The sequence below is a fragment of the Actinomycetota bacterium genome (assembly GCA_019347575.1).
Classification (GTDB): Bacteria; Actinomycetota; Nitriliruptoria; order Nitriliruptorales; family Nitriliruptoraceae; genus JAHWKY01.
The window spans coordinates 1-19,118 of sequence record JAHWKY010000037.1; the positions used below are offsets into that span (position 1 = coordinate 1).

The 19,118-nt window shown below is 69.6% G+C and carries 19 protein-coding genes; 13 read left to right on the plus strand and 6 right to left on the minus strand.

Translation table 11 applies throughout. The features are described 5' to 3' along the window. From KY469_18905 to KY469_18920, 4 genes are all read left to right on the plus strand, one after another. The coding region (locus KY469_18905; protein MBW3665168.1) for an aldehyde dehydrogenase family protein at positions 1-1,532 on the plus strand (1,532 nt) is incomplete at its 5' end. 31 nt (positions 1,533-1,563) lie between these two features. Next, positions 1,564-1,803 carry a hypothetical protein gene (locus KY469_18910; GenBank protein MBW3665169.1) on the plus strand — a complete coding sequence of 80 codons (240 nt, stop codon included), beginning with the start codon at positions 1,564-1,566 and terminating at the stop codon, positions 1,801-1,803. 119 nt (positions 1,804-1,922) lie between these two features. Beyond that, positions 1,923-3,080 (plus strand): aminotransferase class V-fold PLP-dependent enzyme, encoded by a 1,158-nt coding sequence (locus KY469_18915; GenBank protein MBW3665170.1) that lies wholly within the window; start codon positions 1,923-1,925, stop codon positions 3,078-3,080. After that, positions 3,077-3,319 (plus strand): sulfurtransferase TusA family protein, encoded by a 243-nt coding sequence (locus KY469_18920; protein MBW3665171.1) that lies wholly within the window; start codon positions 3,077-3,079, stop codon positions 3,317-3,319. The genes KY469_18915 and KY469_18920 overlap by 4 nt, the downstream gene beginning before the upstream one ends. Here KY469_18920 and KY469_18925 read toward each other — a convergent pair. Continuing rightward, positions 3,303-4,145: a hypothetical protein gene (locus KY469_18925; GenBank protein MBW3665172.1), complete on the minus strand. Its 843-nt coding sequence runs from the start codon at positions 4,143-4,145 to the stop codon at positions 3,303-3,305. The two genes, KY469_18920 and KY469_18925, sit on opposite strands and share 17 nt — an antisense overlap. Before the next feature lie 104 nt (positions 4,146-4,249). On the opposite strand from KY469_18925, the gene KY469_18930 reads away from it, so the two are divergent. Beyond that, complete coding sequence (locus KY469_18930; protein MBW3665173.1) at positions 4,250-5,875, plus strand: long-chain fatty acid--CoA ligase; 1,626 nt, start codon at positions 4,250-4,252, stop codon at positions 5,873-5,875. Here KY469_18930 and KY469_18935 read toward each other — a convergent pair whose 3' ends face one another. After that, complete coding sequence (locus KY469_18935; protein MBW3665174.1) at positions 5,876-6,925, minus strand: hypothetical protein; 1,050 nt, start codon at positions 6,923-6,925, stop codon at positions 5,876-5,878. It lies immediately after the preceding gene. Positions 6,926-7,086: 161 nt separating this feature from the next. Continuing rightward, entirely contained in the window at positions 7,087-8,100 is a 1,014-nt protein-coding gene (gene moaA / locus KY469_18940) for a GTP 3',8-cyclase MoaA (protein ID MBW3665175.1), read from the minus strand. Positions 8,101-8,258: 158 nt separating this feature from the next. Here moaA and KY469_18945 point away from each other — a divergent pair, with 158 nt between their 5' ends. Then, positions 8,259-8,675, plus strand: coding sequence for a SigE family RNA polymerase sigma factor (locus tag KY469_18945; GenBank protein MBW3665176.1), 417 nt, complete (start codon positions 8,259-8,261; stop codon positions 8,673-8,675). Between the two features lie 145 nt (positions 8,676-8,820). On the opposite strand, the gene KY469_18950 is transcribed toward KY469_18945, so the two are convergent. Continuing rightward, the gene (locus KY469_18950) at positions 8,821-9,261 is read right to left on the minus strand and encodes an iron-sulfur cluster assembly accessory protein (GenBank protein MBW3665177.1); all 441 of its coding nucleotides are present in this window, start codon (positions 9,259-9,261) and stop codon (positions 8,821-8,823) included. A 76-nt stretch (positions 9,262-9,337) separates the two neighbouring features. Next, the gene (locus KY469_18955) at positions 9,338-10,429 is read right to left on the minus strand and encodes a glycerate kinase (protein ID MBW3665178.1); all 1,092 of its coding nucleotides are present in this window, start codon (positions 10,427-10,429) and stop codon (positions 9,338-9,340) included. A gap of 156 nt (positions 10,430-10,585) precedes the next feature. On the opposite strand from KY469_18955, the gene nadA reads away from it, so the two are divergent. Continuing rightward, positions 10,586-11,806: a quinolinate synthase NadA gene (gene nadA, locus KY469_18960; protein ID MBW3665179.1), complete on the plus strand. Its 1,221-nt coding sequence runs from the start codon at positions 10,586-10,588 to the stop codon at positions 11,804-11,806. Positions 11,807-11,896: 90 nt separating this feature from the next. Beyond that, positions 11,897-12,787, plus strand: coding sequence for a hypothetical protein (locus KY469_18965; GenBank protein MBW3665180.1), 891 nt, complete (start codon positions 11,897-11,899; stop codon positions 12,785-12,787). 1 nt (position 12,788) lies between these two features. Here the strand turns inward: KY469_18965 and gcvT are convergent, their stop codons facing one another. Next, on the minus strand, positions 12,789-13,889 hold the full coding sequence (gene gcvT, locus KY469_18970) for a glycine cleavage system aminomethyltransferase GcvT (GenBank protein ID MBW3665181.1): 1,101 nt from the start codon (positions 13,887-13,889) through the stop codon (positions 12,789-12,791). A 99-nt stretch (positions 13,890-13,988) separates the two neighbouring features. On the opposite strand from gcvT, the gene lpdA reads away from it, so the two are divergent. The 5 genes from lpdA (at position 13,989) to KY469_18995 (ending at position 19,101) form a co-directional block, all read left to right on the plus strand. Further along, positions 13,989-15,782 (plus strand): dihydrolipoyl dehydrogenase, encoded by a 1,794-nt coding sequence (gene lpdA, locus KY469_18975; protein MBW3665182.1) that lies wholly within the window; start codon positions 13,989-13,991, stop codon positions 15,780-15,782. A gap of 13 nt (positions 15,783-15,795) precedes the next feature. Beyond that, positions 15,796-17,265: a 2-oxo acid dehydrogenase subunit E2 gene (locus KY469_18980; GenBank protein MBW3665183.1), complete on the plus strand. Its 1,470-nt coding sequence runs from the start codon at positions 15,796-15,798 to the stop codon at positions 17,263-17,265. A gap of 159 nt (positions 17,266-17,424) precedes the next feature. Further along, positions 17,425-17,691 (plus strand): hypothetical protein, encoded by a 267-nt coding sequence (locus KY469_18985; protein MBW3665184.1) that lies wholly within the window; start codon positions 17,425-17,427, stop codon positions 17,689-17,691. A gap of 244 nt (positions 17,692-17,935) precedes the next feature. After that, complete coding sequence (locus KY469_18990) at positions 17,936-18,610, plus strand: CPBP family intramembrane metalloprotease (protein MBW3665185.1); 675 nt, start codon at positions 17,936-17,938, stop codon at positions 18,608-18,610. A gap of 140 nt (positions 18,611-18,750) precedes the next feature. After that, entirely contained in the window at positions 18,751-19,101 is a 351-nt protein-coding gene (locus KY469_18995) for a DUF2510 domain-containing protein (GenBank protein ID MBW3665186.1), read from the plus strand. The last annotated feature ends 17 nt before the right edge of the window (positions 19,102-19,118 follow it).

The following is a 19,118-nucleotide window of genomic DNA, read 5'->3' on the forward strand; positions in this document are numbered from 1 at the left end:
TGATGGCGGTATCCACCGCGGCACGTTCCCATCGCTGGCGAGTGCTTCGTCGCTCGCCGACATTCTGGGTGGGCGGATTCCTCGTGCTCATGTGGGTCGTGTTCACCATCTTCGGCGACTTCGTCACCCCATACGAACCTCAGGGCAGCCCACAGGACATCCTCAATCGGCTCCAACCTCCTTCGTCGGAACACTGGTTCGGCACCGACGATCTCTGGCGCGACGTGCTCTCCCGGGTTCTCGCCGGCGCTCGCCAGGTACTGACCATCGCATTGGCGGCCACGCTCATCGGCACTGTGTTGGGAACGGCGATCGGCCTGGTGATCGGCATCGCGCTCGCCGGCACCAAGGGCGTGGTGGTCGAGGTCAATTCCGAGACCGATTTCGTCGCCCGCAACGATCTGTTCCAGGGGCTGGTGAAACTGATCGCGCAGGTCGCGCTCGCGATGCCGGCCGAAGTCCGGCAGGCGGTCGAGAACGCCAAGGCCGCGCAGCCGGCCTGGGCGGCGACGAACCCGCAGCGGCGCGCCCGCGTCATGATGACGTTCGTCCAGCTGCTGCACCGCGACATGGGGCCCGTCTCGCGCTACCTCGGTCCGTGGGTTCCGGAGCCGCAGCTGTGGCAGGACCCCGTACCCGACGTCGATCACGAGCTGATCGACGACGAGGACATCGCCGGACTCAAGGAGAAGCTCCTCGCGTCGGGGCTGTCCATCACCCAACTGGTCTTCACCGCCTGGGCGTCTGCGGCCAGCTTCCGCGGCACCGACAAGCGTGGCGGAGCCAACGGGGCACGGATCCGCCTCGCGCCACAGAAGGACTGGGAGGCCAACGACCCAGCGGAGCTCGCCAACGTCCTGGCAACCCTCGAGGAGATCCAGCAGGACTTCAACAGTGCACGGTCCGGAGGGAAGAAGGTCTCGCTCGCCGACCTGATCGTCCTGGGCGGGTGCGCGGCCGTCGAGCAGGCAGCCAAGGACGCCGGGCACGACGTCACGGTCCCGTTCGCGCCGGGGCGCACCGACGCCTCGCAGGAGCAGACCGACGTCGAGTCCTTCGAGGTGCTCGAGCCGCGAGCCGACGGCTTCCGCAACTACCTCCGAGCCGGCGAGAAGCTGTCCCCGGAGACCCTGCTTCTGGACCGGGCGAACCTGCTCACGTTGACCGCTCCCGAGATGACAGTGCTCATCGGAGGCATGCGCGTCCTGAACGCCAACTCCGGGCGAGCCGAGCACGGCGTCGTCACCGACCGTCCCGGAACGCTGACGAACGACTTCTTCGTGAACCTGCTCCACATGGGCACGGAGTGGAAGGCGTCGGAGGCGACCGAGAACGTGTACGAGGGTCGCGATCGCACGACGGGTGAGGTCAAGTGGACCGCAACCGCCGTCGACCTCGTCTTCGGTTCGAACTCCCAGCTGCGAGCGATCTCGGAGGTCTACGCGCAGGACGACTCGAAGGAGAAGTTCGTGCGCGACTTCGTCGCCGCCTGGGACAAGGTCATGACCCTCGATCGCTTCGACCTCGACTGATCGCTCGTGCCCGGCCCGGAGGAGACCACGCATGGCCGAGACCGATCTGCCGGAGCCGACCGAGGAGGACGAGCGACGGGCCCTCGAGCTGTACCGGTTGGTCGAGGACAACGTCCTGCGCGCCACGTCGCCAGGCGATGAGCGCTGCGGCAACTGCCAGTACTACCTCAACCCCGGCGAGAAGCTGTCCTACTGCTGGCACCCCAAGCTCCGCATCCTGGTCGATGCCGACTGGTGGTGCCAGTGGTGGGAGCAGATCCCCGAGGGGTAAGTCCGGTACCTGAGGTGGTCAGACGCGGGTGATGGGGATGCGACAGCCGGCGCTCCACGGGGCGTGTCTGCAGGTTCGACACTCGCAAGGGATTCCCTGCCGTCCCGTACGCTCCTGGCGTGTCCCGCGTCCACCTCGATCACGCCTCCACCTGGCCGCTGCGCCCCGAGTCAGCCGCGGCGTACCGCGACGCGGCCGCGGTGGCCTGGGCCGACCCTTCCCGCGGGTACCGCGAGGCCCGCGCTGCTCGCGACCTCCTCGACCGCGCCACCGAGACCGCGACCGACACGCTCGGGGCGACGGACGGGATCGTGTGGACCGCATCGGGTACCGAAGCGATCCACCTGGCGGTCCTCGGATCGGCGCGCGCGGCGGTGCGGCGTGGCGACCCCCGGCGGCACGTCGTCACGAGTGCGGTCGAGCACTCCGCGGTCCTGGGTGCGTGCGAGCGACTCCACGACGAGCACGGCTTCGACCTCACCGTGGTGGACGCCACCGCGTCCGGGGAGGTCGACGCCGAGGCGGTCATCGCTGCGCTTCGCCCTGACACCCTCGCGGTCCACCTCCAGCACGCGAACCACGAGGTGGGCGCCATCCAGCCCACGCACGAGGTGGGCGTGGCCTGCCGTGAGCGGGGCGCGCTGTTGCACGTCGACGCTTGTCAGACGGTGGGCCAGCTCGGAGTGACGTTGGGCCAGCTCGGAGCGGACCTGCTGTCCGCCTCCGCGGTGAAGTTCGGCGGTCCGAGTGGCGTTGGTCTGCTGGCGATCGGTGAGCGCGGCCGCGTTCGCGCGCTCCTCGACGGCGACGACCGCCAGCGCCGTCGTCGGTCGGGTCTCGAGCCGGTTCCGGCGATCGCCGCGTCCGCCGTCGCGCTCGCCGTGGCGACCGCGAACCTCGACACCGAACGGTCGCACCGCGAGCTGCTGCGGAGGCGCCTGCGTGAGCTGCTCCCCCGACGCGTTGCCGACCTGCAGGTCCACGGGCCACTGGCGGACGCCCACCCCGGGATCGTGGCCGTCTCGGCGCTGTACGTCGAGGGCGAGGCGCTGGTAACCGAGCTCGATGCCGCCGGCTTCGCGGTCCACTCCGGCTCGTCGTGCGCCACGACCTCGGGGGAGCCGTCGCACGTCCTCGTCGCCATGGGCGCGCTGACGCACGGCCACGTCCGGGTGAGCGTCGGTCCGTCGAACTCCGAGGACGACATCGAAGCCTTCGTCGAGGCGTTCGTCGAGACCGTCACCCGCCTACGTGAGACGGCGGGGGTCGGGCGGTGACCGCGGACCACGCCGACCACGTCGTGGACGCCCTGGGGCGGGCGTGCCCGATCCCGGTCATCGAACTCGCCAAGGTGGTCGAGACCGCGGCGATCGGCGACATCGTGGAGGTGCTCAGCGACGACCCGGCGTCGAAGGTCGACGTGCCGGTGTGGTGTCGCATGCGAGGTCAGCGGTTCCTGTCCCAGACCGAACGCCCCGATGGCGGCTGGGCCTTCCGGGTCACGAAGCTGCGTTGACCTCGGGGCGCCGCGGCAGGCTCAGCGCCAGGATCAGCGTCCCCGTTGCCCCGAGCAACGCGACGAACCCCGTGCCCGGCTCGAGACGGGAAGCGAAACCGAGCGCCGCAACCTGCTCCTGCGATGACATCAACAGCAGGAGATCGGCGACGATCTGCCCGACGAAGCCCACCGCGAGCGGCGTCGCGATGGCCACCGCCACTGCCCACGGCCGGCTCGTGGCCGCGGCGGCGATGACCAACAGTGCCGTCACGATGACGAGCAGGTTGACCTGGCCTTCCGCCGTCGTGGGCGCGAGCTCGATGCGGTACGCCAAGGTCCCGAGAGGAGGGAACTGCTCGAGTGGGGGCAGCCGCACGACGAGGCTGGCCCAGGTCGCCACCATCCCTCCCGCGATCACGATCCAGCCGCGCACGTCGGGCACCGCTTGGAACAGCGTCACCTCCGTCTGATCACGCAGGGCCAGGAGCGCGACGACACCCAAGGCGACGACCGACACGAACGTGACGAGGGTCAGCCACATCCAGAGGTCCGCGTGCCCGAGCATGTGGAGCAGTCCCACGACGCCGGGGATGGTCAAGGCGCCGATCGCAGCGAGCAGCCCGAGACCGATCCTGACCCGCGATGTGGCCGCCGACCACGTCAGCGCGACCGCCGTGACGAGCAGCGCCAGGTGGAGCAGGGACAGCGCGGCGGTCGTGGCCAGCACCGTGCCAGGGCCGGGCTCGGTTGCCGTCAGGATCGCGTGGATGTCGAGGGCCGCACGCACCAGGACGACTGGGAGACCCAGCAGCCGGACGAACCTGATCTTCTCGTCCGTGGTCATCTCCGGCATCTCGGACGCGCAGTGTGCCCGCACGTGTCCCGCGACGTGACTAGCTTCGACTCCCCGAGCCCATGACCGGAGAGCGAGCCGTGGTCGACAGCACGATGCAGAACTACCCACTGACCTTGACCCAGATCCTGCGGCACGGCGCCAAGGTCCACGGACAGAGCGAGGTCGTCACGTGGAAGGGCGACCACGCGGAGCGCGTCACGTTCGCCGACACCTACGAGCGCATCGAGCGCGCCGCGAAGGCGCTCGAGAAGCTCGGTGTCGGCCAGGGCGACGTGGTCGCGACGTTCATGTGGAACGACCAGGCGCACACGGAGCTGTACTTCGCCGTGCCCTGCATGGGCGCAGCGCTGCACACGCTCAACATCCGCCTCTTCCCCGAGCAGCTCGCGTACGTGATCAACCACGCCGAGGACAAGGTCATCATCGTCAACGACTCACTCGTGCCGCTGCTGGCGCGGGTCAAGGACGAGCTCACGACGGTCGAGACGTTCGTCGTCGTGGGCGACGGTGATGCCTCACCGCTGGGCGACGACGTGCTGCGCTACGAGGAGCTCATCGAGGTCGAGACCCCCGGCTATGACTGGCCCGACCTCGACGAGAACACCGGTGCGACCATCTGTTACACCTCCGGGACGACGGGCAACCCCAAAGGGGTCGTCTACAGCCACCGCTCCCAGTGGACCCACACCTTCGGAGCCATCGCCGGCGGCTTGAAGGTCAGCGACAACGACCGCTGCCTGGTCATCGTCCCGCAGTTCCACGCCAACGCGTGGGGCCTCATCTACATCTGCTGGGCTGCCGGCGCGGACATCCAGCAGCCGTCGATGTTCCTGCAGCCCGAGCCACTCGCGGCGTTCATCGCGGAGGCGCAGCCGACCTTCGCCGCGGCCGTCCCGACAGTCTGGAACGGACTGCTGCAGTACGGGGCGCAGGCGGAGATCGACCTCGGCTCGCTCCGTGAGGTCGTTGTGGGTGGTGCCGCGGTGCCGCGCTCCATGATCGAGGCGTTCAAGGAGCGCTACGACGTCGAGATCCTGCAGGGCTGGGGTATGACCGAGATGAACCCTCTCGGCACGCTCGCCCACCCCCCCCGCGGCGTCGAGGACTGGGAGGAACAGATCGACTGGCGGACCAAGGCCGGACGCATCGTCGCCGGCGTCGACATGCGACTGATCGACGACCATGGAGACGAGGTGCCGTGGGACGGCAAATCGATCGGGGAGGTCGAGGTGCGCGGACCTTGGATCACCGCGAGCTACTTCAAGATCGAGGACGACGAGAAGTTCCACGACGGCTGGCTCCGCACCGGCGACGTCGGCGTCATCGACGGACGCGGCTACATGCAGATCGTCGACCGCTCGAAGGACGTCATCAAGTCCGGTGGTGAGTGGATCAGCTCGGTCGATCTCGAGAACGAGCTCATGGCGCACCAAGAGGTCCTCGAGGCGGCCGTGATCGGCGTGCCGGACGAGAGGTGGACCGAACGCCCCCTCGCCGTGGTCGCGACCGGCGACGTGAGCCAGCTCACACCTGCGGAACTCGCGATGTTCCTCGAGGACCGCGTCGCCAAGTGGTGGGTCCCGGAGCGCTGGGCGTTCGTCGACGAGATCCCCAAGACGAGCGTCGGGAAGTTCGACAAGAAGGTCCTGCGCGCGCGTCACGAGGAGGGCTCGCTGGAGGTCCACACGATCGCGAAGGAGGGCTTCGAGGGGAGCTGATCACGTCACCTCCTCGGCCTCGATGGGGTCGGTGAGCTGCAGCGTGCGGTGGCGCTCGCGCCCGGTGCCGAGCTGCTCGACGTCCCACCCGCCGTGGTGCAGCAGCGCCGCCAGCAGCCGCCGACGCAGCCCGAGCTGCTCGGCGGCACGGTCGAGATCGGCCGCGGTCGGAGTCGGTACGCCCCGCTCCCTCAGACCGTCCAGGTCCGGCCACGGCAGCGGCTCGTCCGTGGGATCGATGTACGCCTTCTCCATCGTGGCGAGGTACTCGGTCACGGCGCGACGGACCGGTAGCACCGCGGTGCGGTCCATCGCACCGTCGGCCCGCCCGGCGAGCAGCGTGAGGGCGTCGTCGAGCGCGACGATGCTGGCGGTCAGACCGGTGTGTCGCTCGAGCGACCGGAAGTAGAACAGCAGCGGGTAGGCGAGGTGACGTTCCGCCTGACCCACGATGCGTGGAGCCAACGCGATCAGGTGTAGATCGAGCTGCCCGAAGCCCGACCCATCCCAGGCGCGTTCGATGATGCTGTGTGACGTATGGCCGAGCGTTGAGATGTAGCCGGCGGTCTCGCGGGCGTTGACGACGGCGGACACGATGGGCAGGACGTAGGCGATCGAGAGGCTGATCAGCGCGAGGCCTGATGCGGCTGCCAGCAGCTCGACGAGGCGCCACCACCCGGTCACCTCGACGCCGCTCGAACCCAGCCCGATCACGGTCGCCCCGCCGACGTACAGCCGGTCTCCGAGCGTCCCTGGACCCTCACGGGCCACGTGGGTGATGGCGTCGGGGCTGAACACCAGCGTCCAGCCCACGACGAGCAGGACCAGCCACATCGTCAGGATGCTGAAGAGGATCACGGGACCGGCGACCTGCAGGATGCGCCGGTTCGGCACCCGGCGGTGCAACCGCAGCGCCACGGCCCAGATGGCCTGCGCCAGGCGACCGGTGAGCGGTCCGCTGCCGCCGCTCACGGCGACCGTCGTCGACACGAGGTCAACGAGGACGGCCGCGAGCACGGCCGTTCCGAGGGCGATGGTGAGCGCTTCCACGCCACCACGTTGCCCCGCCTCGAGCGTGGTCGACCGACGTGCACCCGTCCGAACGGGGCCGCAACTGCTCGACGGTTCCCCGCTACCCCCCCGGATGCCGCAAGGTTGAACCGCTGAACCTGGCTGGCGGGTTCAACGGTTCAGCCTTCTGGTTGGCCCCGTCAGCCGCCGATGTAGCTCATCTCGACCTTCGGCAGGTCGCGACGCGCACCCGCGCGCAGCTCGCTGTAGCGGTCGGTGCGGCGCTCCCACGTGTCGCGGATGCGGGTCTCGAGGTCGGCGTCCGACGCGCCGTCGCGCAGCGGAGCGCGCAGGTCGTGTCCGTCGACGCCGAACAGACAGGTGTAGAGCTCGCCGATGGCACTCAGGCGAGCGCGGCTGCACGTGCGACAGAACGGCCGGGTGACGCTCGCGATCACCCCCACCTCACCGCTGCCATCGGTGTAGCGATAACGCTCCGCCACCTGTCCTCCGGGACCGGGCTCGATGGGTTCGACCGGCCAGTTCCGCGCGATGGTGGCGAGCATCACGTCGGCGCTGAGCACCTCGTCGGGGTTCCAGCCGTTGGTCGAGCCGACGTCCATGTACTCGATGAAACGGACGATCACGCCCCGCTCCCGGCCCCAAGCCGCGAGGGGAACGATCTCGTTGTCGTTCGGGCCGCGCTTGACGACCGCGTTGACCTTGACCGGGACGAGTCCCGCCTCGATGGCCGCGTCGATGCCCTCGAGCACCACCTCGACCGGCAGGTGCGTGTCGGACACCTCCCGGAAGGTACGGTCGTCGAGCGCGTCGAGGCTGACGGTCACCCGGCCAAGGCCGGCCGCTGCCAGCGGCTCCGCGAGGTAGGGCAACAGCGAGCCGTTGGTCGTGAGCGCGAGATCCTCGATGCCGTCGATGGCCGCGAGCATGGCGACGAGGTCCGGCAAGCCCTTGCGAAGGGTCGGTTCTCCCCCGGTGAGCCTGACCTTGGTCACCCCCAGACCGGCGAAGATCCGCACGAGCCGGTCGATCTCCTCGAAGCTCAACAGTTCGTCCCGCGGCACGAACGCGAAGTCAGGGCCGAACCGCTCACGCGGCATGCAGTACCGGCAGCGGAAGTTGCACCGGTCGGTCACCGAGACACGCAGGTCGGTCAGCGGCCGGGCGAGGCGATCGCGGGGTGGGGCGCTCATGGTGCCAAGCCTACGCCCCCGCCCCCGAGTCACGCGCGGTCCCGTCGGTGTACCGGTCCTCTCGGTCATGACCGAGCAGAGCGGTACACGGACGCGTGACACGCCCCGCCGGACTCGTGCGTGTGGTTGGGTGGAGGGTCCGTGGCGCAAGGGGGTTGGTGAGCGGGGCGATGCCGGAGGCGGCCGCGGCGTTCTGCGCCGCTGAGTACCCACGCCTGGTAGGTGGCCTCGCCCTGTACGTCGGTGACGTGCACGTCGCCGAGGAGTTCGCCCAGGAGGCGCTCCTGCGAGCGTGCCGGCGGTGGGAGTACGTGTCCGGTCTCGAGTCGCCGGGCGGCTGGACATGGCGGGTGGCACTCAACCTCGCGAACAGCGCGTTCCGGCGTCGGGGCGCAGAGCGGCGTGCCCAGGCCCGGCGCCCCGCCGATGCCACCATCCACATCGACGCTGATCCCGCGGAAGCGACCGCGGTCCGTCGCGCGGTCGCGGCCCTCCCCCAGCGCCAGCGCACCGCACTCGTGCTGCGCTACGGCCGTGACGTTCGACATCTGGGAGCCGTGAACCCGTCGATGTAGGTGTTCTGGTGCGATACGGCACCGGATCGCGTACATCGACTCGATCGACGCCCTTCACGCCCGAACGCCGCCGTCGCCGTGGACTACGCCACACAACGCGGGACGGGAGCCCCAGAGGGCTCCCGTCACCGTGAAGCGGAACGAGTCAGAACGTGGCGCTGTCGCCGCAGGCGCAGGTGCCGGAGGCGTTGGGGTTCTCGATCGCGAACCCGGAGGCCTCGAGCGTCTCCTTCCAGTCGATGACGCTGCCCTGGATGTAGGGCGAGCTCATCTTGTCGACGCGGATGGTCACGCCGTGGTGGCTCTCGACCACGTCGCCGTCGAGCTGACGGTCGTCGAAGAAGAGGGCGTAGCGGAAGCCGGCGCAGCCGCCCGCCTGCACGGCGACGCGCAGCGCGACCTCGGAGGCGTCGGGTTCGTCGGCGAGGAAGCCGCTGACCTTCTCGGCCGCCTTCTCGGTGAGGGTGATGACCGACGTCGACTCTGCCGCGGTGTCAGCGGGGGTCGGGGCGAGGGCCTCGGCCTGCGTGGGTGGGGTCACAGCTTCACTCCTGCGGTCTCGTGCATCGGTCTGTACGGCTGACATGTTCTGACATGTACCCGGGGGCTCAACCGTCGACGCCCCGTGAACAAGGTGAGTGTACCGGAGCGTGTTCCGCCTCTCACGAGCCTCGCCCGGCCACCCGTTCCGCGAGCCTCTCGGCGGCCGCGGCGACCTCCGCAGCGGGATCGTCACCTGGCCCTCCCGGAGCCGACCGCTCGAGGTCGCTGATCCACGACGGGGCGTCATCGCCCCGCCCGACGACGACGTAGACCCGCGCCCCGGCCTCCTCAGCGCGCTTGCGCACCTCGTCGAGGACCTTGCCCTCGCCGGTCGTGGCGTCGAGACGGCCCTCGCCGGTGACGATCGCCTCTGCGCCCTCGAGCCGCGCCGACAGCTCCACCAGGTCCGCGACGCGCGCAGCGCCCGACACGAGTTCGCCGCCGAGGCCGACTGCGAGTCCGTAGGCGAGACCACCCGCGGCCCCCGTCCCCGGCGCCTCGCGCAGGGATGGATCGGCGCCGAGGTCGCGTTCGGCCACGTCGGCCCAGCGCCGCAAGCCGCGCGCCAGTCCGGGGATTTCGTCAGGCAAAGCTCCCTTCTGTGGCGCGAACACCTCGGCGGCGCGGCTCAGCGGTGTCGTGACGTCCGACCACAGCTCGACAGGGAGGTCCTTCCACGCAGCATCCAGCGACCCGCGCTCGGTGGTCGCGAGCTCGGTGAGGTGGCGGCCGCCGACCTTGAGTCCGTTGCCGTCCTCGCGCAGCGGCCGCAGTCCCAGCGCCGTCAGCGCCCCGACCCCCCCGTCGACTGTCGCGGAGCCGCCCAACCCGACAACGATCCTCGACGCACCCTGCTGACGCGCGGCCTCGAGCAACTGACCCACGCCGTAGGTCGTCGCGCGGGAGGGATCGCGCTGGTCCTCGGGTACGAGAGCCAGCCCGCAGGCCTGTGCCGACTCGAGGAGCGCCGTGCCGTCGTCGAGCAGTCGCCATCGGGCCGTGACGGGGGTCGTGAGAGGTCCAGCCACCTCCGATTGGTGGATCTCACCGTCCACCAGGACATCGAGGAGGCCCTCTCCCCCGTCCGAGAGCGCCATCGTGACGACCTCGTCGTCGGGACGAGCGCGGAGCCAGCCGTCGGTCATCGCGGCTCCTGCCTGCCGAGCGGTGAGCGTCCCTCCGAACGAGTCGGGAGCGATCACGACGCGCACGGGAGCTCCTGAGAGGGCGGGACCGGAAGTGCCAGCCTACCGATGGGTCTGGTACGCTGACGTTCTTGTCGAGATGACAATAACTGGTTCTCGATCACTCCGTCCCAGTCGCTCGAAGGTGGGTCCGCCAGGCTCGGACCTCGGATCGGTACCCCGATGACGACCGCACCGACACCCGCGATCGAACAGCCGACCGCGCTCACGCCGACCATCCCGCCGGAGTCACCCCTGCTACTGCTCGGCCGCCGCAGCGACCCGGCGAGCGAGCGAGGCGTGCTCTGCCCCGGCGACCTGCCCTCCCCGTCGGACCCCGGTCTGGTCGATCGGGCGACCCGGGCGCGGACGCTCCTCGGTGATCGCGTGGCGGTGCTCGGGCACCACTACCAGCGGGACGAGGTCATCCGGTTCGCTGATTCGCGCGGTGATTCCTTCGCACTCGCGCGCTTCGCCGCCGAGGCGGATGCCCCCTACATCATCTTCTGCGGTGTGCACTTCATGGCCGAGTCGGCATCCATCCTCGCCCGCGACGACCAGACCGTCATCCTCCCGGACCTGGCGGCTGGTTGCTCGATGGCGGACATGGCCGAGAGCCACCAGGTCGTCGACGCCTGGGAGCGGCTCCTCCGGGCCGGCGTGGCGGACCGGACCGTGCCGCTGACCTACATGAACTCGACCGCGGCCATCAAGGCCTTCACCGGCGAGCACGGCGGCGCCGTCTGCACCTCGTCCAACGCCGCCCGGGCGATGACCTGGGCGTTCGACGAGGCCGGGCCGGACGGCAAGGTGCTGTTCCTGCCCGATCAGCACCTGGGCCGCAACACCGCCGTCCTGGGCCTGGGACTCGACCTCGACGACTGCGTCGTCTACGACCCCTGGAAGTCCGACGGCGGCCTGACCGACGACGAGGTCCGCCGCGCACGGGTGATCCTGTGGAAGGGCCACTGCTCGGTCCACCAGCGCTTCGTGCCGCACATGGTCCACGCGGTGCGCGAGCGCGTGCCCGGGGTCGAGGTCCTCGCCCACCCCGAGTGCCGTCATGACGTGGTGCTCCAAGCGGATCGCGTCGGCTCGACCAGCCAGATCATGCGGTGGGTCGAGGCCGCCCCGCCTGGCGCCCGGATCGCCATCGCGACCGAGCTGAACCTCGTTCGGCGCATCGCCGAGGAGCACCCCGACAAGGACGTCGTGTTCCTCGACGACACCGTCTGCTTCTGCGCCACGATGAACCGCATCGACCTGCCGCACCTCACGTGGGCGATGGAGGAGCTCCTCGCCGGGAACGTCGTCAACGAGGTCCGCGTCGACGAGGACACCCGCAAGTGGTCGGGCGTCGCGCTCGAGCGGATGCTCGCCCTCCCGGGCGACGGTGCTCGTTAGGGCGGTCACCCGGCGTGCGAACGTGTCCGTCGGCCGTGGGTGATCGATCCCATCGGTAGCGTCACCGGGACTCCGACGAGGGGACCGTCCGTGGATGCCGCGCTCGCGGTCGTCAACCCGGAGGCCGGGGGCTACGACGAGGACGAGATCGATGCGATCGTCGCGGCGCTACGAGACGTCGGCGAGGTGGAGTTGGTCCACACGACCTCGCCCCGCGAACTCGAACGTGCGCTTGAAGGGCTCGATGGACGACGGCTCGTGATCGCCGGCGGAGACGGCAGCCTCCACGCGGCAGCAGCGGCGCTCGACCGCCTCGCTCTGCTCGACTCGACTTCGGTGGCCGTCATCCCTCTCGGAACCGGCAACGACTTCGCCGGAGGGTTGGGCCTCGCGTCGGGGCTCGATGCGGCGGAGGCACTCGCGCAGGGCGTCGAGGAGCGCACCTTCGACCTCGTCCGGACCGACGATGCGATCGTCGTGAACGCGGCGCACGCCGGCATCGGGGCCGTGGCCGCCGAGAAGGCGACAACGCTGAAGCAGGTCCTCGGCGACGCGGCCTACAAGGCCGGGGCGCTGATCGCCGGAGTGGGCGCCGGCCCCTGGCGGCTCACCGTCACGGTCGACGACCGAGAACTGTGGCCCGAAGAGGGTGACGCCGCCGTGCTCGTCGCCATCGCCAACGGCTCGAGCGTCGGGGGTGGGACGGCGCTGCTGCCGCATGCCCGCCCCGATGACGGTGAGCTCGACGTGCTCGTCAGCACGGCGACGTCGCCAGGGGAGCGGACCGGTCTCGGAGTGGCGCTGCTGCGGTCCGAGCACGACGAGCGGCCGGATGTCGCCACGGCCCGTGGTCACGCGGTCGTCGTCGAAGGCGAGGCGATCCCTTGGAACCTCGACGGCGAGCTCCCGGGTGAGAGCACCCGACGCCGCTTCACGATCGAACCCGCAGCGCTGCGCCTGCTCGTGCCGCGCGGCGGTTGAGTCAGCCGCGAGGATCGCGGTCCACGAACGGAGGGCGCAGCACCTCGAACTCTCTGTGCTTGCCGCGGATGTCCACCGTGACGCGATCACCTGCCGCCACGGGGTGGGCGAGGTACGCGAGCCCGATGCCGGTCCGCAACGTCGGCGAGTAGCTCCCTGACGTCACGGTGCCCACGTCCTCCCCGTCCTTCAGGACCGTCATACCAGGTCTGGGGATGCCGCGCTCGACCGCGCGGATGCCCAGCAACCGGCGCGACACCCCCGCCTCGTACGCGACCTTCAACGCGTCGCGGCCGCGGAACTGACCACGCTCGAGATCCACCGCCCACGACAGTCGCGCCTCGAACGGATCGGTGTCGGGTCCGAGATCGTTGCCGTGCAGGGGGTAGCCCATCTCGAGGCGCAGGGTGTCGCGCGCCCCGAGGCCGCAGGGCGTGACCCCGTGATGCAGCAGCTGGTCGAACACCTCCAGGGCGCGGGAGTTGGGCAGGATCAGCTCGCTGCCGACCTCCCCGGTGTACCCGGTTCGGCACAGCAGAGCCTCCTCGCGGTCGAGGTCGATGGTCGCGACCGACGTCCAGGCCTGCGAGGCGACGTCGGCGCCCGTGACCGTTCCGAGCACGTCGAGGGCGCGTGGCCCCTGGACGGCGAGGATCGTGCACTGCAGCGAACGGTCGTCCACCTCCGCGCCGTGTCCGGACGCGGCCTCGATGAGCGCCGCTCCGACCTCGGCGGTGTTCGCGGCGTTGGGGATGAGCAGGTAGCGATCGGACTCGAGGCGGTACACGATGAGGTCATCAACGATGCCGCCGTGCTCATCGCAGCAGAGGCAGTACTGAGAGCGGCCGACATCGAGTTGCGTGACGTCCTTGGTTACCGTCGCGGCGACGGCGTCGCCGGCACCCGGCCCGACCACGTAGATGCTGCCGAGGTGGCTCACGTCGAACACGCCGACGTCCCGGCGGACGGCCTCGTGCTCACTGAGGGTGCCTTGGTACTCGAGCGGCATGGCCCATCCAGCGAACGGCATGATCCTGGCGCCGAGCTCCGCGTGGCGGACGTAGAGCGCGGTCCGTGTCAGGCCTTCGACGTGCAAGTGCAGCTCCTCACCTGTCGCCTCCGTCCGACCGACGCTACCCCAGGGAGCCGGGTCGGGTCCTCGGCTAACGTCGATGGCCCGTCGCGCACCCAGGAGGTCGGTGTGGCCGAAGAGGTCAAGCTGCCCGAACTCGGAGAGTCGGTCACCGAGGCGATCGTCACGGCCTGGCTGGTCGAGGTCGGCGACACCGTCGAGGTCGACCAGCCCCTGTTCGAGATCTCCACCGACAAGGTCGACACCGAGGTCCCCTCCCCCGTCGCCGGCACCCTGCTCGAACGCAAGGCCGAGGTCGACGACACCATCGAGCCTGGCCAGGTCATCGCCATCATCGGCGAAGGGGACGAGGAGGCCCCCACCGAAGAGGAGCCCGACACCGAAGAGGAACCCGAAGCCGAAGAGGAACCCGAAGCCGAGCAGGAACCCGAAGCCGAGCAGGAACCCGAGGCCGAGGAGCAACCCCAGGCCGAAGACGAACCCGAGGCCCAGGCGGAGGCGACCGAGGAGGCCGGTGACGGGGACACCTACGACGTGCTGATCCTGGGCGCCGGTACCGGTGGGTACTCGTGCGCGCTCCGGGCCGCCCAGCTCGATCTGACGGTCGCGTTGGTCGACCGGGACAAGGTCGGCGGTACGTGCCTGCACCGCGGGTGCATCCCGACCAAGGCGCTGTTGCAGTCCGCCGAGATCGCCGAGCACGCACAGGATGCGGGCGAGTTCGGCGTCAAGGTCGACTACCTCGGCATCGAGGTCGCCAAGGTCAACGAGCACAAGCAGTCGGTCGTCGACAAGATGCACAAGGGCCTGCAGGGCGCCCTCAGCGCCAGGGGCGTCGAGACCATCCACGGCACCGGCCGGCTGACCGCCAAGGACACCATCGAGGTCGAGACGGAGGACGGCACCCGCACCCTCACGGGCCGCAACGTCGTCATCGCGACCGGTTCGAAGCCCCGCGAGATGCCCTTCGCCCCCTTCGACGGCGAGCGCATCATCAGCTCGGACCATGCGCTCGAACTGGAGGAGATCCCCGGTTCGGTGCTCATCCTCGGCGCCGGCGCCATCGGGATGGAGTTCGCCAGCGCGTGGCACGCCTTCGGCGCCGAGGTCACCGTCGTGGAGCTCGAGGACCGGCTCCTGCCGCTCGAGGACCCGGATGTCTCGAAGGAGATCGGCCGTCAGTTCCGCAAGGCCGGTATCAGCGCCCTGACGGCGGCCAAGATGACCGCGGTCGAGACGACCGACACCGGCATCAAGGCGACGGTCGAGACCAGCAAGGGTGAGGAGACGCTCGAGGCCGACCTGCTCCTCGTCGCGGTCGGCCGCGCGCCTGTGACCGAAGGCAGCGGCATCGACGAGGTCGGGATCGAGACCGACCGGGGCTTCGTCGTCGTCGATGGATACGGCCGCACCAACCTCGATGGCATCTGGGCGCTCGGCGACGTGATCCCCACGCTGATGCTCGCCCACGCCTCGTTCGCCGAGGGCTTCCTCGTCGCCGACCAACTCGGCGGCCTCGACGTCCTGCCGATCGACTACAAGGGCGTGCCCCGCGTCACCTACTGCCACCCGGAGGTCGCCTCGGTCGGCCTCACCGAGCCAGAGGCAGAGGAAGCGGGGCACGACGTCGAGGTCGAGAAGTACCCCTTCCAGGCGCTCGGTCGTGCCGCGATGATGAAGGCGTCGGGGATGATCAAGATCGTGGCCGCAAAGGACGGTCCGGTCCTGGGCGTGCACATCGTCGGCCCACGTGCCACCGACCTCATCAGCGAGGCCGAGCTCATCTACAACTGGGAAGCGCTACCGATCGACGTCGCTCGCTTCATCCATCCGCACCCATCGCTCGGCGAGGCCATGGGCGAGGCACACCTCGCCCTGGCTGGCCGAGCGCTCCACGGCTAGAAGGGGACCTAACGTGGCCGAAGAGGTCAAGCTGCCCGAACTCGGAGAGTCGGTCACCGAGGCGATCGTCACGGCCTGGCTGGTCGAGGTCGGCGACACCGTCGAGGTCGACCAGCCCCTGTTCGAGATCTCCACCGACAAGGTCGACACCGAGGTCCCCTCCCCCGTCGCCGGCACCCTGCTCGAACGCAAGGCCGAGGTCGACGACACCATCGAGCCTGGCCAGGTCATCGCCATCATCGGCGAAGGGGACGAGGAGGCCCCCGCCGAAGAGGAGCCCGACACCGAAGAGGAACCCGAAGCCGAAGAGGAACCCGAAGCCGAGCAGGAACCCGAAGCCGAGCAGGAACCCGAGGCCGAAGAGGAGGCTGAACCCGAAGCGGGGCCGAAGGCCGAGGCGGAAGAGGAACCCGAGCCCGAAGAGGAGCCGGAGGCCGAGCCGGGAGAGGAACCCGAGCCCGAAGAGGAGCCGAAGGCCGAGGCCGAAGAGGAACCCGAACCCGAGCCAGCTCGCCGTCCCCGCGCGGACGCCGCCAGCCAGGAGGTCTCGGTCTCCGGCGAAGGCGCCCTCGCCTCACCGCTGGTGCGCAAGATGCTGCGCGAGGCGGGCATGTCGCCCGATCAGGTCCAGGGCAGCGGCGAGGGTGGACGCATCACGCGCGCCGACGCCGAGGCAGCGGTCGCGTCGGGAGGCGCCCCGCGCCCAGCAGCCGCGGCCGCACCGACACCGCGCCCCGACGCCTCCCCGACCCAGATCGACTTCGGCGACGACCGGGTCAAGACCATCGAGCTGACCCGCATCCGCAAGAGCATCGCCAAGCACATGCTCGAGTCGATGCAGACCACGGCGCAGCTCACGACCGCGGTCGAAGCGGACATGAGCCGCATCATGCACCTGCGGGGCGCCGCCAAGGGCCGGTTCAAGCAGCGGGAGGGCATCTCGCTGTCGCCCCTGCCGTTCGTCGCGCGAGCGGTCTGCCTGACCATCCCGCGCCACCCGATCGTCAACGGCCGCATCGACACCGACGAGGGCACCGCCACCTACCACGACTACGTCAACCTCGGCATCGCGGTCGACACCGAACGCGGGCTGTTGGTGCCGAACATCAAGGACGCGCAGGACCTGAGCGTCACCGAGCTCGCGCACGCCATCGTCGATCTAGCCGAGCGCACGCGCGGCAAGGGACTGCAACCCGATGACATCGCCGGCGGCACGTTCACGATCACCTCGACGGGCTCGCGCGGGGCGTTGTGGGACACCCCGATCCTCAACCCGCCCGAGGTCGCGATCCTCGGCGCCGCCGTCATCGAGAAGCGGCCCGTCGTCATCGAGTCGGAGCTGGGCGACGCGATCGCGATCCGGCAGATGAGCTACCTGGCTCTCACCTACGACCACCGCCTCGTCGACGGCGCTGACGCAGCCCGGTTCCTGACTGACCTCAAGTGGGTCCTCGAGAACCACGACTTCTCCGACGAGGTCTGACCCTCGATCGTGACTGCACTTCGTCCACTCGACCGGACCAAGTCACCTCACGATCGGGGCGCCTCTCCTCGGTGGCCGAACGGCCATGCCCCTCTCGCTCCCGCGTGATCGACCTGTGGCACGGTCGACCCGGAGGGGCCAGAGAAAGAGGGATGCCCGATGGATCGGACCACGCCCACCACGGATCAGCCGACAACCAGGACAGCCAGCACCAGCAACGGGTTCTCGATAGGGGCCATCGCATGCGGTCTGCTTGCTTTCGTCATCTTCCCCATCGTGCTCGGCCCTATCGGCATCGTCCTCGGCGCCATCGCGAAGTCGAACAACGAACCGAAGGCGAACTGGGGCCTCGGCATCGCGATCGCCGGGACGGCGATCGGGATGCTCCTGGGTTTCCTGGTCTTCGCCAACAGCGGAGCCGCCTGACCGGTCGGGGTCTCGTGGAGATCACGCGCTGAGGTCCCGCGACGAGCTCAGCGACGCGCCCGTTCCTCCACTCGCGGCAGGCTGGTACGACTACCCACAGCTCCCCGGATGGTGGCGGTGGTGGGACGGGCGACGCTGGACCGACCATTGGGCGCCGCAGGTCGCTGATAGAGACACGGCACCGGGCACCACGGCGGCCTCACGGCACCTGGTTCCAGGCTGGACCGCGGTCGCCGTCACGGCCGTGTTGCTATGTGCCCAGTTCGTGGTCGGTGCGGTCGTCGCGCTGGTCTTCCTCGATGGCGATGCTGACGCCGCCTCACTGTCGGCGGTGTTCGTCGTGGCGGTTGCGATCGCCGAGACGGTCGCGCTCGGCGCGGTCGCATGGCTGCTGCGGGCCCAGCTCGGGACGTGGCGTTCGGTGTTCGGTCCCGCGCGCTGGCGAGCATCGGATACGGCGCTGGGAGTCGGTGTAGGACTCGCGGGTCAGATCGCGCTGAACGTCATCGTGTGGACCGCGGTGCAGGTGCTCGATCTCGACGAGCCTGACGGGTCCTCGCAAGCGCTACTCGAGGAGGTCCCGTCTATCGGCGCCGGCGCCCTGGCGCTGGTGATACTGGTCGTCGTCGTGGTGGCACCGGTCGTGGAGGAGTTGGTGTTCCGACGCTCCCTGCTGACCGCCATCGAGCGGCGATGGCGACCCGTGGCTGCGATCGCGGCCTCCTCTCTGCTGTTCGGCTTGGTCCACATCGAACTGTTCGCCGCAGGCGCGGTTGGTGTCGTGCAGGTGGCTTCGATCACGATCTTCGGCGCCGTGCTCGCCGTGCTCTACCGGAGCACAGCCGCGACGGCCGCACCGATCGCAGCGCACGTCTCCTTCAACCTCCTCGCCGTTGTGTCAGCGTTTGTGGCAGGCTGATGGAACGGCTCCGCATCGTGCAGAACGGGGACGGGATGAGCGACGGTCCACCACCTCCACCTGAGGTTCCACCTCCACCCCGAGGTCAGCCTGCACATCCTCCTCAGGAGGGTCAGCCGCCGCCTCCGTCACCCGACAAGGTGGCCTCGAGACCCGACGCGGCGTGGTACGCCGATCCTCAACACCCGGGACAGCTCCGATGGTGGAACGGCAACCGCTGGTCCGAGCACACCGCGCCCGGCACACCCCCGCCGGGTTACGCGCGAGACTCTGAGGAGGTCGGCAACGGCTTCTCGGTGGGCGCAATCGCGTGCGGCGCCATCGCGTTCGTGTTCTTCCCGATCATCCTGGGACCGATCGGCATCGTGCTCGGGGCGATCGCGAAGTCGAAGGACGAGCCCCGTGCGAACTGGGGCATCGGCGTCGCCATCGCGGGCACGGTCGGCGGCATGGTGCTGGCTTTCATCGTTCTGTCGAACACGACGACGTGACGCCGTAGCATCGCAGC